The sequence below is a fragment of the Agathobaculum ammoniilyticum genome (genome assembly GCF_025567315.1).
Taxonomy (GTDB): Bacteria; Bacillota; Clostridia; order Oscillospirales; family Butyricicoccaceae; genus Agathobaculum; species Agathobaculum ammoniilyticum.
On sequence record NZ_JAOQJE010000002.1, the window covers coordinates 243,221 to 256,791 of the forward strand.

General features: G+C 61.5%; 17 protein-coding genes. 11 read left to right on the forward strand and 6 right to left on the reverse strand.

The annotated features are described in order from the left end of the window. The first annotated feature begins 119 nt into the window (after nucleotides 1-119). From rplU to obgE, 4 genes are all read left to right on the forward strand, one after another. Entirely contained in the window at nucleotides 120-431 is a 312-nt protein-coding gene (rplU, locus tag OCV66_RS03695; RefSeq protein WP_054327423.1) for a 50S ribosomal protein L21, read from the forward strand. Nucleotides 432-435: 4 nt separating this feature from the next. Continuing rightward, nucleotides 436-774 (forward strand): ribosomal-processing cysteine protease Prp, encoded by a 339-nt coding sequence (locus tag OCV66_RS03700; protein WP_147573801.1) that lies wholly within the window; start codon nucleotides 436-438, stop codon nucleotides 772-774. Beyond that, nucleotides 761-1,039 carry a 50S ribosomal protein L27 gene (gene rpmA, locus OCV66_RS03705; protein ID WP_031476960.1) on the forward strand — a complete coding sequence of 93 codons (279 nt, stop codon included), beginning with the start codon at nucleotides 761-763 and terminating at the stop codon, nucleotides 1,037-1,039. Before OCV66_RS03700 ends, rpmA begins: the two co-directional genes overlap by 14 nt. Nucleotides 1,040-1,386: 347 nt before the next feature. After that, complete coding sequence (gene obgE, locus OCV66_RS03710; protein ID WP_147573802.1) at nucleotides 1,387-2,661, forward strand: GTPase ObgE; 1,275 nt, start codon at nucleotides 1,387-1,389, stop codon at nucleotides 2,659-2,661. Between the two features lie 38 nt (nucleotides 2,662-2,699). On the opposite strand, the gene OCV66_RS03715 is transcribed toward obgE, so the two are convergent. From OCV66_RS03715 to OCV66_RS03740, 6 genes are all read right to left on the reverse strand, one after another. Next, a complete protein-coding gene (locus OCV66_RS03715; protein WP_147573803.1) occupies nucleotides 2,700-3,281 on the reverse strand; it encodes a hypothetical protein in 582 nt (193 codons plus the stop codon). After that, nucleotides 3,278-3,763, reverse strand: a complete 486-nt coding sequence (locus tag OCV66_RS03720) for an RNA polymerase sigma factor (RefSeq protein ID WP_147573804.1) — start codon at nucleotides 3,761-3,763, stop codon at nucleotides 3,278-3,280. Before OCV66_RS03720 ends, OCV66_RS03715 begins: the two co-directional genes overlap by 4 nt. 109 nt (nucleotides 3,764-3,872) lie before the next feature. After that, nucleotides 3,873-4,259: a hypothetical protein gene (locus OCV66_RS03725; protein ID WP_054327427.1), complete on the reverse strand. Its 387-nt coding sequence runs from the start codon at nucleotides 4,257-4,259 to the stop codon at nucleotides 3,873-3,875. Continuing rightward, nucleotides 4,243-4,731: a sigma-70 family RNA polymerase sigma factor gene (locus OCV66_RS03730; protein ID WP_054327428.1), complete on the reverse strand. Its 489-nt coding sequence runs from the start codon at nucleotides 4,729-4,731 to the stop codon at nucleotides 4,243-4,245. The genes OCV66_RS03725 and OCV66_RS03730 overlap by 17 nt, the downstream gene beginning before the upstream one ends. A 104-nt stretch (nucleotides 4,732-4,835) precedes the next feature. Further along, nucleotides 4,836-5,582, reverse strand: coding sequence for a DUF554 domain-containing protein (locus OCV66_RS03735; RefSeq protein ID WP_054327429.1), 747 nt, complete (start codon nucleotides 5,580-5,582; stop codon nucleotides 4,836-4,838). 57 nt (nucleotides 5,583-5,639) lie between these two features. After that, a complete protein-coding gene (locus OCV66_RS03740; RefSeq protein ID WP_186949541.1) occupies nucleotides 5,640-6,836 on the reverse strand; it encodes a tRNA(Met) cytidine acetate ligase in 1,197 nt (398 codons plus the stop codon). Nucleotides 6,837-6,992: 156 nt separating this feature from the next. On the opposite strand from OCV66_RS03740, the gene OCV66_RS03745 reads away from it, so the two are divergent. The 7 genes from OCV66_RS03745 to OCV66_RS03775 all read left to right on the forward strand — a co-directional run bounded on the left by OCV66_RS03745 (nucleotide 6,993) and on the right by OCV66_RS03775 (nucleotide 13,368). Further along, nucleotides 6,993-8,201 (forward strand): acetate/propionate family kinase, encoded by a 1,209-nt coding sequence (locus OCV66_RS03745; protein WP_054327431.1) that lies wholly within the window; start codon nucleotides 6,993-6,995, stop codon nucleotides 8,199-8,201. Nucleotides 8,202-8,264: 63 nt separating this feature from the next. Then, on the forward strand, nucleotides 8,265-9,164 hold the full coding sequence (locus tag OCV66_RS03750) for a type II CAAX endopeptidase family protein (protein WP_147573806.1): 900 nt from the start codon (nucleotides 8,265-8,267) through the stop codon (nucleotides 9,162-9,164). A 10-nt stretch (nucleotides 9,165-9,174) separates the two neighbouring features. Next, entirely contained in the window at nucleotides 9,175-9,972 is a 798-nt protein-coding gene (locus OCV66_RS03755; RefSeq protein ID WP_054327433.1) for a histidinol-phosphatase HisJ family protein, read from the forward strand. A gap of 23 nt (nucleotides 9,973-9,995) precedes the next feature. Further along, nucleotides 9,996-10,895, forward strand: coding sequence for a 4-(cytidine 5'-diphospho)-2-C-methyl-D-erythritol kinase (gene ispE, locus OCV66_RS03760; RefSeq protein ID WP_147573807.1), 900 nt, complete (start codon nucleotides 9,996-9,998; stop codon nucleotides 10,893-10,895). A gap of 55 nt (nucleotides 10,896-10,950) precedes the next feature. After that, a complete protein-coding gene (locus OCV66_RS03765) occupies nucleotides 10,951-11,169 on the forward strand; it encodes a hypothetical protein (protein WP_054327435.1) in 219 nt (72 codons plus the stop codon). Nucleotides 11,170-11,246: 77 nt separating this feature from the next. Next, nucleotides 11,247-11,759 (forward strand): DUF4330 domain-containing protein, encoded by a 513-nt coding sequence (locus OCV66_RS03770; protein WP_054327436.1) that lies wholly within the window; start codon nucleotides 11,247-11,249, stop codon nucleotides 11,757-11,759. 4 nt (nucleotides 11,760-11,763) lie between these two features. Beyond that, nucleotides 11,764-13,368 (forward strand): O-antigen ligase family protein, encoded by a 1,605-nt coding sequence (locus OCV66_RS03775; RefSeq protein ID WP_054327437.1) that lies wholly within the window; start codon nucleotides 11,764-11,766, stop codon nucleotides 13,366-13,368. Nucleotides 13,369-13,571: the final 203 nt, after the last annotated feature.

The following is a 13,571-nucleotide window of genomic DNA, read 5'->3' on the forward strand; positions in this document are numbered from 1 at the left end:
CCCCCGCTTGTGTTATGCTACTAAAAGCCGCATTGTGCATTGGCTTCTGTTAAGCGCGTCCCAAAACGGGCCGCCGCCGTGCCAAGCGTGACTCTACAACGAAAGAGAGGGAAAACCACATGTATGCCATTCTGAAAACTGGCGGCAAGCAGTACAAGGTATCTGAGGGCGACGTGATCTACGTCGAGAAGCTCGGCGTAGAGGACGGCGCGACCGTTACTTTTGACGAGGTTCTGGCCGTAGGCGAGGGCGATTCCATCACCGTCGGCGCTCCTTACGTTTCCGGCGCAGCCGTGACCGGCACGGTCGAAAAGACCGGCAAGGGCAAGAAGATCAACATCTTCAAGATGAAGCCCAAGAAGGGTTACCGCAAGCGTCAGGGCCATCGCCAGCCGTACACCAAGGTGACTATCGCGTCCATCAAGGCGTAAGGCGGTGACAAAGGTCACGTTTTCGTCGCAGGGGGGCAAGCTCCTTTCGGTGGACATCCTCGGCCACGCGGGCTACGCGGAGGAAGGGGAGGACATCGTTTGTGCGGCGGTATCCAGCGCGGTCATGCTGACCCATGCGCTGCTGCTTGACGTGCAGGGTATCCCGATCGACACACTGGTCGAGGATGACGGCGCCCATATCCGCATCACGCTGCCGCAGGGCGGCGGCCTGCTGCGGGGACAGGACGCGCTCAAGGCGCTCAAGCTGCATTTTACCGAGCTGGAGCAGAATTATTCCGATTTTTTGAACGTAATGGAGGTGTACGCAAATGCTGAAGATTAGCTTACAGTTTTTCGCGCATAAAAAGGGCGTAGGTTCGACCAAGAACGGCCGTGATTCCGAGGCCAAGCGCTTGGGCGTCAAGCGTGCGGACGGTCAGACCGTTCCGGCGGGCAACATCCTTGTCCGTCAGCGCGGCACGAAGATCCATCCGGGCCTGAACGTCGGCCGCGGCAAGGACGACACCCTGTTCGCCAAGGTTGAGGGCGTTGTTCGTTTCGAGCGCTTGGGTAAGGACCGCAAGCAGGTTTCCGTTTACCCGCAGTAAGAAAAAACGATGAAATCCCAGACGTTCGTCTGGGATTTTGTTATAATGCCCCATGAAGCGGACGGAGGACGCATGGACTGGCTGACAGAGGCGGAGCGCAAGCTCCGGCATGGGAACCGGATATTGTTTACGCGGGAAAGTCTGCTCTTGCAGGACCTGCGGCCGGCCTTCCTGTGTATGAGCTGACCGCGATCGTGCTGGAGCACGGGCCGGCACATTGCCGCGGGCCGGTGGGGCGCGGAAACAGGAATATATGGAACGGTTGCTGTATTGGCGGGACAATGCTTCGGGGCTAGCGGAGAAATGGGCGCCGTTCCTGTAAACAAAGAAGAAAGGAGGAGCTTCCCATGTTTATTGATATTGCAAAGATCAAAATTGTGTCCGGCAAGGGCGGGGACGGCAAGGTGGGATTCCATCGGGAAAAGTACGTCGCCTCCGGCGGACCGGACGGCGGAGACGGTGGACGCGGCGGTTCGGTCATTTTCCAGGTGGACGACAACCTCTCCACCCTGCTGGATTTCCGCTATAAAAAGAAATACGTTGCCGCGGCGGGGGAAAACGGCGGCAGCAAGCGCTGCAAGGGCAAGGACGGGGCGGATCTTGTCATCCGCGTGCCGCGCGGCACCATCATCCGCGACCAGAAGACCGGACAGGTGATCCGCGACCTGTCGGACGACGAGCCGTTCGTGGCGGCCAAGGGCGGCAACGGCGGCTGGGGCAACACGCATTTCGCAACCCCGACCCGACAGGCGCCGCGCTTTGCCAAGCCCGGGCAACCGGGCGTGGAGCGGGACATCATCCTGGAGCTTAAGCTGCTGGCCGACGTGGGGCTGGTCGGCTTCCCGAACGTGGGCAAATCCACGCTGCTGAGCATGGTTTCGGCGGCGCGGCCCAAGATCGCCAATTACCATTTTACGACGCTGGTTCCCAACCTGGGCGTGGTCTCGGTGGGGGAGGAGCAGTCGTTTGTTATGGCGGATATCCCGGGCATTATCGAGGGCGCGAGCGAGGGCGCGGGACTGGGGCATGATTTCCTGCGCCATATCGACCGCTGCCGCCTGCTGCTGCATCTGGTGGACGCGGCGGGCAGCGAGGGGCGCGATCCGCTGGAGGATATCGAGAAGATCAACGCTGAGCTGGCCGGATACAGCGAATTCCTCGCCGCGCGGCCGCAGATCATTGTCGCCAACAAGGTGGACCTGCTGGGCGAAGACCGCGCGCCGGTCGAAGCGCTTAAAGCCTATGCGGACGAGCACGGCTTTCAGTTTGCCGAGCTGTCCGCGGCGACAAATCAGGGCGTAGCCGAGCTGATGCGCATGACGTGGAACGCGCTGCAGGAGCTGCCGCCGGTGTTCATCTACGAGCCGGAATTCGTCGAGGCTGTGGAGGATACAGGAGGAACGCGCGACTGGACGGTGGAAAAGGTGGAGGACTACTATGTTGTTTCGGGCGCATGGGTAGATAAGATAATGGGCTCGGTCAATGTAGACGACTACGAATCCCGCCAGTATATGGACCGCATGCTCAAAAGCGCGGGCGTATACGAAAAGCTGGAGGAAATGGGCGTGCAGGAGGGCGATTTTGTCGTCATCGGGGACCTGGAGTTCGAGTACGTCTATTGAGGAAAAACGGTGCAGGCATCCGTGCCTGCACCGTTTTTTTATTCCACCGTATAGTCCTCGACCGTGCCGGAGATGGTCGCGCTTTGCTGCAAACCGTTCTCATCCGTGTAACGGAAGGTGTAGCCAGCGCCGATCCGGTCGGTCACGTCCAGCGGGATACGCTCGTTGACGAACAGCCATAGCCGTCCCTCCTCCACAGACAGCGCGTAGGGCATGCCGTCCAGACGAGTGACAGTGAAGCCCGCGTCCGTTTCGCCGCTCAGCAGGGCCTCGGTGGTCGCGGGCGGGGCGGTGATCACGGTGGGGGCTTCGCCCTCCGCGCCGCTGACCGTAATGGTCGCGGAACCGTCCGCATGCAGCACCATGCGCGCCTCGCTGGGGAGCGGCTGGCCGCTGATGGCTAGGGACGCGCCGGCCTGATCGTACAGCGGCGTGCGGAACAGCCGGCCGCTGGCCGCTCCCGCAGCCGCAACCATCAGCACGGCCGCGGCGCATACGGCAATCAGGCGGCGGGGGAGATGGCGCTTTCCCGCGCGGCGTTTCATGCGGGCCGCCTGCCGCAGCCGGACGGCCAACGCCTGCTTTTCGGTTTCGGTAAACATCATGGGGTTCTCGCTCATATGAAAGCTCCTTTCAGGTCGTTTTTCAGCATGCCGCGCGCCCGCTCCAGGCGTTTGCGCACTGCGTCGGGGGAGATACCGAGCAGACGGGCGGCTTCCTCGGCCGAGTAGCCCTCCCAGCAGCAGAGGGCGACGGCGTCTCGGTACCGGTGCGGCAGGGCGCGTATGGCTTCCAGTATGGCATGGTCCGAGGCTTCCGGTGCAGCGACCGTATGCGCCTGTTCCAGCAAGGCCCGCCGGCTGTGGTACGGGGCGCGCAGCAGGTTTTTGCAGGCGTTGCCCGCCGCGCGGATCACCCAGGCCTTTTCGTGCTCCTCGCTGGTGAAGGTGCGCTGTGCGGCAAGCAGCTTGAGGAACAGCTCCTGGCAGATGTCCTGTGCGTCCGCCCTGCTGAGACCGTGCGACAGGCACAGGCGGAGAATCAGGTCGGCATAGGTGCGGACAAAGCGCTCCGCGTCCGCTTCATCGTTCCAATCGTACATGGTCTGTCAACTCCTTTCATACGGAATACACACTGGCAGGCGGCTTTGTGACAAAATCATGCTGCGGCAGTAACAAAAAGGAAGCCGGTTTCCCAGCTTCCTTTTCAGACTATTCTGCAGATCTGCTTCTGTTTTTTTCTGCCGCGGCGATTTCATCCTCTGTTGCGTCCTCGAAATACAGCTCTGCGTGATCGGTATCTTTGTTTCCCGTCACAGTATAGTAGGCGCCGTCCTCGACCTGAAATGTGATCGTGCCATCGTCGTTGTAGCTTACATTATCCACTCCACCAGGGATGGTAAAGCTGAGAATGTGCGCGAAAAAAGCGCCGTCTGTCGCGGCGTTGGCCGCGCTGGCCGCCGTTGCCATAAGCGCCGCTGCCGCCGCGCCGATCACCAGACTTTTGCGGATACGTCCTGTTTTCATCTGTCCAGCCTCCTGAAAAGCGTTGCCGGAGGCATGCAGATGGGAAAATGTCTGCTTATAAAGTTCCTTCATCACGAAAACCCTCCAGCGTTTGTTTGAGCTTCTGTCTCGCCCGCAGCAGGCGGGTCTGCACGGCGCTTTCCCGCAGGCCGAGGATCTGCGCGACCTCGCGCACCGAATAATCCTCGTAGTAATACAGGTGGATGGGGACGCGGTATTTCTGCGGCAGCGCCATGACCGCCAGGAAAAGCGAGGACTGCTCCGGCGTTTCAAAGCCGAGCGTCTCCGCGTAGTCCTCGATCGGCGCGGTATACCGCCGCCAGGGGGATACCAGGTAGCGCTTGCACTCGTTCACGGTCACGCGGATCAGCCAGTTGCGGATGTGCTGCTCATTTTCAAAGGGCTTTTCCGCGTGGTAGCATTTGATCAGCGCGATCTGCGCCATGTCGTCCGCGTCAGCCGCGCTTTTGGTATACTGGAATGCAATTGCGAACAGACGGTCCCTGTACCGCTTTGCGATGTCCTCAAACTGTGCCTCGTCCAAGCTGCAACCTCCCTGCTGCAAGATTTGAAAGGCCTTTCATAGATAATACCCTTGGACGGGGGCGGATATCACAAAAATTTTTCCCGCGCGGGCTGGGCGCATGTCTACAGCGTACCCAGCGCGGGGAAGAAACGGGAAAGCAGGAAAAACACGGCCGGCAGGAAGATGGCGGGCAGCAGGTTGCCGACCTTGACCTTTTTATCGAACATCAGGTTGAAGCCAATGGCAAAGATAAGCACCGAACCGATGCAGGACATCTGGCTGATGAGCGCGTCGGTCAGCCAGGGGCGGATGAAACGGGCGAGCAGGGTGATGCCGCCCTCGTATACCAGCAGCGGCAGCACGGACAGGTAAACGCCTTTGCCAAGCGAGGCCGCGAATACGATGGCGGCCACGCCGTCCAGCACGGCCTTGGCGATTAGGATGGAGGGGTCGCCGTTCAGCCCGTCCTCCAGCGCGCCGACAATCGCCATTGCGCCCACGCAGAACAGCAGGGAGGAGGCGACAAAGCCCTCGACGAACTTTCCGTCCTCGCCGCCGCCCGCGAAGCGGGCCTGGCACCAGGCGCCAAAGCCGTTGAGCCGCGTTTCGATATCGAGCGCCTCGCCGATCAGTGCGCCCAGCACCATGCTCAGCACCAGCAGCATGGTGTGCTGGGTAGCGATCGAACCGTCCGCAATGGTCAGCAGGCCGCTCACCGCGCCGCCGATGCCGATGAAAAACGTACACAGGCCGAGCGCCTGCATGATAGTGGTTTCAAACCGGCGTGGCAGGCCGCCCTTGAGGAAAACGCCGAGGGAGGAGCCGGCGGCGATAGCGATACAGTTGATAATGGTACCCAGCCCGATCATAACCTAAAACCTCTTTTGCTTTACTAAACTAAATTGTAAAGCATACGCGGGATAAAGTCAATGCCCGCTGTCGTGCGATGGCGGCGGGCTGAGGATAAACGGCGTCCTGCGGTAATGGGAGCCGCCCGCGCGCAGGGCGGGGGAAGGGCAGGCGAGGGCGTACAGGTCGTCCGCGAAGCAGTCGAGCGTCAGCGCGGGCTGCAGCGCCGCGGGCAGGCGCTTTTCCGAAACCGGCCGGATGATGACCGGCGGGCGGTCAGGCAGGCCGCGGAGCAGCCCGCGGCCCTTCGGTCCGAGGGCGAGGACGCGCAGGTACTGCGGCCGGACGGGCGCGTCCGCGGGCAGCCCGATCGCCGTGCGCAGCAGGGCGCGCCGCACCCTGGCGGCGGGGAAGCGGCGCGTGCGGGCCTGTTCGACCGCGTCGGTGAACGAAACCGCCGCATAGACCGCCCTTTGCAGGCGCTCATCAAAGCCGTCGTCCGCCCCAGTGGACAGCCGCCCTGAGAACAGCGCCGCGCGCAGCAGGGCGAGTAGCATATCCTCCGGCAGATTGACCGGCGCAGCGCCGGCCCGTACCGCACGCTGCCATATCGCCAGCGTGTCCAACGGCAGATAGGGCGCGCAGCGGGCGGTTTCGCCCGCGCGGAGCTGCGCACGCAGCAGGCTGGCGGAAGCGAAGCCCGCGCAGGGCGCGTCCGCATCGTGCGCCGCGCCGCGCCGCGCCACCGCGAGCGGGCTCATGCCATAGGGAAGCATGGCACGGCAGTATTCGATCGCGAGCGTATTGTTGGGCGTATCCAGCAGGGCAGCGGCCCGCTCATCCAGCCGGCGCAGCTCGTCCTGCCGCCGCGCCGCGTAAGACAGCGGGGAAGCGCCGCCGCCCGTGGGAGGGAGCGCGTCGAGTGCCCGCGCCGCCCGCTCGATCAGTGCGGTATCCGGCGTTTCCGCGCCGAACGACACCACGTTGCAGCCAAGCGCCCGCAGTACGCCGATGGCGCCGCGCGCAAAGCCCTCTGCCGAGGAGAGCGCCGCTGCGAGGGGAAGCTCAACCACCAGGTCCGCTCCGCCGCGCACCGCCATCTCGGCACGCGCGTATTTGTCCAGCACGGCGAAGTCCCCACGCTGGACGAAGTTGCCGCTCATCGCGCACACGATGGCCGCCTCCCCGCCGAGCGCGCGTTGCGTTTGGGCGATATGGTGCGCGTGGCCGGTGTGGAACGGGTTGTATTCCGCGACGATGCCGCAAACAGTCATAGAAATCTCCTGAAAATAATACAAAGTTTGGTACATCCTGTGCAAATTATGGCTTGTACAATTGTAAGAAATCGTGTAGAATAGGCTTGTAGAATCATTATATCGATTAATGCGGGTTTGTGCAAGCCGCTAAAAAACTTAAGGGAGTAATGGCAAATGAAAGTTCTGGTCATCAACGCCGGCAGTTCCTCGCTGAAGTATCAGTTGCTCGACACTGCGCAGAACGCGGTCATGGCAAAGGGCCTTTGCGAGCGCATCGGTATCGACGGTGTGCTGACGCATACGGGAAATAAATCCGAGGAGAAATACCGCATCGAAACGCCGATGGCGACCCATTCCGAGGCGATCAAGGCGGTCATCGATATTCTGCTCGATTCGGAAAAGGGCGTGATCGCCTCGATGAGCGAGATCGACGCGGTCGGTCACCGCGTGGTGCATGGCGGCGAGTTCTTCTCGGACAGCGTGATTATCACGGAAAAGGTACTCAAGGCGATTGAGGACTGCGTGCCGCTCGCGCCGCTCCACAACCCGCCCAACCTGATCGGCATTCAGGCATGCCGCGAGGTCATGGGGCCGGATGTGCCGATGGTCGCCGTGTTCGACACCGCGTTCCATCAGACCATGCCGCAGTCGCATTACATGTATGCGATCCCCTATGAATATTATGAGAAGTATAAGATCCGCCGCTACGGCTTCCACGGCACGAGCCACAAGTACGTTTCCCAGCAGGCTGCGGAAATGCTCGGACGCCCGATGGAGGAGCTGCGCCTGATCACCTGCCACTTGGGCAACGGTTCGTCGATCTGCGCGATCAACCGCGGCAAGAGCTACGATACCTCGATGGGCTTCACGCCGCTGGACGGCCTGCCGATGGGTACCCGTGCAGGCAACATCGACCCCGCAATCATCGAGTTTCTGTCCGAGCATGAAAAGCTGTCCGCGCATGAGGTCATCAACATCCTGAACAAAAAGTCCGGTATGCTGGGCATTTCGGGCGTATCGTCCGACTTCCGCGATCTGGACGCGGCGGTAGAGGAGGGCAATTCCCGCGCGGCGCTGGCCAAGGATATGTTCAACCTTTCGGTCAAGAAGATCATCGGCTCCTATATTGCGGAAATGGGCGGCGTGGACGCGATCATCTTCACCGCGGGCGTGGGCGAAAACGACCGCTCGGTCCGCTGGGACGTGTGCGAGCACATGGAGTACCTCGGCATCAAGATCGATCCGGAGAAGAACAAATACCGCGGCCGCCAGATGGATATTTCCATCGACTGGGCGCGCGTGCGCGTGCTGGTCATCCCCACCAACGAGGAACTCATGATCGCAAAGGACACCGAGCGGCTGGTAAACGAAGCGAACCACTAAGATCGGCATAAAACAGGGCGGGGCGATGGCTTTGCCCTGTTTTTTTGCCATGAGGGAGGGCATATGGAGCAAAATCAGGAAAAAAAGTACTGTGCGCGGCTCGGCTGGGCGCTGCTGGCGGTCGTGGTCTGGGCGGCCGTGTGGCAGTTCGCGCTGGCGTTTGCCGACCAGGCGCTCGCCTGGGGGCTTGGTGTCGTGATGCCTTACGGGCTGTACTACCTGCTCGCGCTGGTGGGGCATTATCTCGTGTCCCTGCCCGCGGCGTTCGCGCTTTGCCGCAGCGTACCCCGCACGCCGCTGGCACCCGTGCCCGTCGGCGCGCGCCGGATGGGACGGTGGTTCGTGATCGGCGCGGCGCTGATGTGGCTCTGCTCGCTGCTGGGTTCGTCGCTCAACGACCTGGCCTACCGGCTGTCCGGCCGCGCGCCGGTCGATCTGGTGAGCGAGGCATTCAGCCTGTACCCGACCACGGTCGTGCTGGTGGGGGCGTGTCTGATCGGCCCAGTGTGCGAGGAGCTGCTGTTCCGCGGTCTGCTGGCGGGGCGGCTCGCGCGGTACGGCGAGAAGCCGGCCGCATTTGTGTCCGCGCTGCTGTTCGGGCTGTACCATGCCAATCTGGGGCAGTTCTTTTATGCGTTTGCGCTTGGCCTGCTGCTCGCTTATGCGTATTTCCGGTCCGGACGGCTGAGGGTACCGGTTGCGCTGCACATGCTGTTCAACCTGTATGGTTCGGGCGTCCCGTTGCTGCTACCGGACAGCCTGGGACTGCTGGTGCTGTACGGCCTGAGCTGGCTGGTGCTGACAATCGCCGGCGTCATTCTGCTGGCGCGCGGCTGGAAACGGCAGGCATGGGCGCACGGCCCCTGCGCGCCCTCGATGCGCGCGGTGTTTGGGAACGCCGGCATGACGCTGGCAATCGTCGCGTGCTTTGTCCAGCTCGCGCTGAATTTTGTCTTGGTATAGGAGGAAAACCATGCGTGTAGATTTGCATATGCACACGGAGTACTCGGTGGACGCGGCGCAGGCACAAACGCCGCTGCAGAAGGCGCAGGCCTGTCTGGACGCGGGGCTGGAGATCATCGGCATCACGGACCACCTGGAATATTACCACCGCCGCGGCCCGTCGGAAAACCGCGATGTGGAGGCCTGCCTGCGCGACATTCGGGCGGCAAAGCAGACATTTGCAGGCAAGCTCGAGGTGCTGGTCGGCATCGAAGTCGGGCAGATCTATGCGGATCCCTCGGCGGACGCGTTCCTCCGATCGCACGCGCTCGACATGGTGATCGGCTCGCTGCACGTCATGCCGAACGATCTGGATATTTATTTCCATGATTTTGCGCGCATGGACTGCGATGCGTTCCTCAAGGATTATTTCAGCGAGCTGCTCAGGGTGTCCGAGCATGGCGGGTTTGATGTGCTGGCGCATATCGATTATCCGCTGCGCGTCATGCGCCATGGGGAGTATATCCCCTCGTTCGATCAGTACATGGATCGGGTGGAGGATGTTCTGCGCTCCTGCATCTCGCATGGCTATGCGTTCGAGCTGAACGCGGCGGGGCTGGGGAGCTGGCAGAAAAAGGTCGGCCCGCCGCAGAACATCCTGTATGAATACCGGCGGCTGGGCGGCGAACGCATCTCGATCGGCTCGGACTCGCATACGCTGGACACGGTCGGGCGCGGCGTTGCCGACTGCGTGCGGAACGCGCGTGACGCAGGCTTTACCTCCGTGACCGTGTTTCGGGGGCGCAGGCCCGAACAGGTGCAACTATAATATGACATAAGCTGGGAGAAAACATGCTTTTTGGAAAAAAACAAGAGATCACAAACACGGAAACCACGGTATACGCGCGGGCCAAGATCAACCTGACGCTGGACGTGACCGGTAAACGGGAGGACGGCTACCATACGGTCAAAATGGTGATGCAGTCGGTCGCCCTGCACGACGAGGTGCGGGTCACGGTGACGCACGGGGAAAAAAAGCCGCGCGGCATCGTGGTGCGCTGCAACCTGCCCTACCTGCCGGTGGACGAGCGCAACCTGGCGTATCGGGCGGCGGAGTTGTTCTACGAATCGACCGGTATCCTGCTGGAGACCTGCGAAATCCACATTGAAAAGCGCATTCCGGTGGCGGCGGGGCTGGCCGGCGGCTCGGCCGACGCGGCGGCTGTGCTGCGCGCGCTCGCTTCGCTGCACGCGGCGGGGCTGACCGACGAAGAGCTGTGCGCGATGGGGCTGAAGCTGGGCGCGGACGTGCCGTTCTGCCTGCGCGGCGGCACTATGCTGGCCGAGGGCATTGGGGAGGAGCTGAGCGCGCTTCCGGACATGCCCCATTGCTGGGTTGTGCTGTGCAAGCCGCCGTTCGCGGTTTCTACCAAAGAGGTGTATCAGGCGATCGATGCGGTTGATATCCGGCAGCGGCCGGATACGGCGGGCATGCTCAAGGCGCTGGACAGGGGCGACTTTGCCGGCGTGTGCAGGCGGCTGTCCAACGTGATGGAACTGGTCACAGCGGCAAAACGCCGCCAGATCGGTGAAATCAAGGAGTTCCTTGCGGAAAATGGGGCGAACGGGACGCTGATGAGCGGCTCCGGTCCGACGGTTTACGGGCTGTTTTCCGACGAGGGGCGCGCAAAAACCGCTGCGAAGATGCTCGGCCGGCGCTTTGCGGATACATTTTTGACCGAGACGGTATAACCACGCCGCCTGCCGGACATACTGGGAACACCAGATGACGGGAGGCGGTTTTATTATGAAAAAACAGGGCAGGGAAACGCTGGCGGCGCTGCTGGCCGCGGCCTGCGTGCTGTTTTCCGGCGCATTCTGGCCGGATGCGCCGCGCGGGGCCTGGTGGTGTACGGCGTTTTCGATCGCGGGCAGCGAAACCGTCGCCCGGCAGGAGGACGGGGACGACGGCGCGCTCGAATTCCGCTGGGGGGTCGTGGACTGGCTGCGGGCGCTGCTGGGATAAAGTGCTTGTCCGCCCCGTGCCGCTGTGGTATAATGATGCAGTAAATTGTATCGAAAACATACCAACGGAGGAAACATATGAAGCTGATTAACGAAAAAGGGAAGCTGTTTGGCGTGATCAACGTCGTTGACCTGCTGGTTCTGCTGGCAGTGATCGCCGTGGCAGCGGGCGTGGGCTACAAGCTGTTTGCACCGCAGATTGCGGAAGCGGCGGCGAAGCAGGTCGATATGACCATGATCGTGCGTGTGCGCGGCGCGACGCCGTTCCTTGTTGAGGAGGTTGAGCGTAACAGCCAGGTCGGCAAGCAGATTGTCAGCGGTAATTCGTACACCAGCGCGGTCATCACGGATATGCAGATCGAGCCGTACGACCAGCAGGTGACCACGGCAGACGGCCGCATTGTCACCACGCGCGATCCGGATAAGCGCGACCTGGTGTTCACGATCGAGACGACCGTACCCGAGGGGACCGCCTCCCCGTCGATTGGCACGCAGGAGGTGCGCGCGGGCCGCACCTTTATCGTAAAGACCAACGATTTTGAGACGACCGGCAACATCGACTCGGTCGATATCGCGGCGGACGCGGAATAAGCCTATGAAAGCGATTTTACAAAACAGTCTGCTGGCGCGGGCGCTGCTCCGCCTGCGCGAATGGTACCATGAGGGTGCGATCGCGGGCTTTTTCGGGAAGATCCGCGCGGCGTACCCGAATTCGCGCTTCCGGCGGATGTGGGAAGGCTTTTGCAGCGCGCCAAGCTGTACGGCGGCGAACAGCGGCTATGCGCGTCTGCTCGCGGCGCTGCGGCGCGTGGTCGAGCGTCTGGGCGACGCGGCCGCGCAAAGCCTGGTCTACCGGCTGTGCCTTGCGGTCTGGAATCCGATCGCGCGGGCGGCTTCGGGCGGCGTTGTGGGAAAAGCGTTTCGCTTTGTCGGCATGCGCGGCCTGCTGCTGATTTGCCTGGCGCTGTATCTGCCAATCGACTATTTCCTGCGGTCGGTGCTGCCGGGCTATATCAATATCCCGCTGCTCGCTTCGATTTGGGACGAATGTCTGATGCTCGCGGCGGCAGGCTATCTGCTGTGGCACACGGCGATGCGCCGCGCGCCGCTTGCCTCGCGCGCCACGCCAGTGGACGCCTACCTGCTGCTGTTTATCGGCGTGGGCTTTTTCCTGATGTGCGCGGTGTCGCCCTATCCCTCGATCGCGCTGGACGGATACCGTGCGGTCGTGCAATACCTGTTCTGGTTCTTTCTGGTTACGCGCCTGATTGAAGACGACCGCGACTTCGCGCTTTTTTACGGCGCGCTGGTGGCGATGGCGGTCGTGATCGCGCTGCACGGCATCTACCAGTATATCGTTGCCGCACCGATACCGGCGTCCTGGGTGTCGCAGACCGAAGAGGGTGTGCGCACGCGCGTCTATTCGATCACGGGCAGCCCGAACATCATGGGCAGTCTGTTGGTGCTGTTCGCGCCGCTGGTGGCGGGCATCGCCTATTACAGCAAAAAGCCATGGGTCAAGGCGCTGGCAATCGGCACGACCGGCATGATGTGCCTGTCCATCATCTTCACCTTTTCCAAGGGCGCGTGGGGCGGCCTTGCGGTGGCGGTGCTCGTATTCGCGGTATTTCTGGACCGCCGCCTGATCGCGCTGATGGGCGTAGCGGGTGCAGGTGCGCTGCTTGCGATCCCCTCTATTGCCAGCCGCATCACCTATCTGTTTACTGCGGATTATATGGAGGCCAGCCAGCGCGCGGGTCGTATGGTGCGCTGGGAGACCGGACTCGACCTGCTGCAGGAATCCAACCCGCTGCTGGGCTTTGGCCTGGGACGGTTTGGCGGCGCGGTTGCGATGCAGAACAAGATCATTGAGGAATCGGACACGTTCTCTTACTTCTATATGGACAACTATTACCTCAAAACGCTGGTTGAAATGGGGTATCTGGGGCTGATCTTCTTTATTATCCTGCTGATCGGTATGATTCTGTGGAGCCTGCGCGCGATCGGCCGCACAAAGTTCAATGAAACCGACCGGACGCGGGTGCTGGTGGTATCCATGTTCGCAGGCATGTGCGGGGTTCTGACGCACTGTTATTTTGAAAATATTTTTGAGGTGCCGTACATGATGGCCTATTTCTGGTCGCTGGCGGCGGCGATCCTGTACCTGGGATATTTCCGGAGGAAACGGGTCGGGACGTGACAAACAGCGGACCGCTTTTCGGCGGTCCGCTGTTTTATTGAGGAAAAGGGAAAATATATCCACAGTGCAAAATATAGCGGCGTGCGGGTGGAAACAAGTGAAAAGGACGGCGAAACAGGCGTTTCACCGTCCTTTTTTGCACACTTTACACAAGGATTTTCACTTTACGCGGATTTTACAAACCTTGTCTTTTGGATTTAACA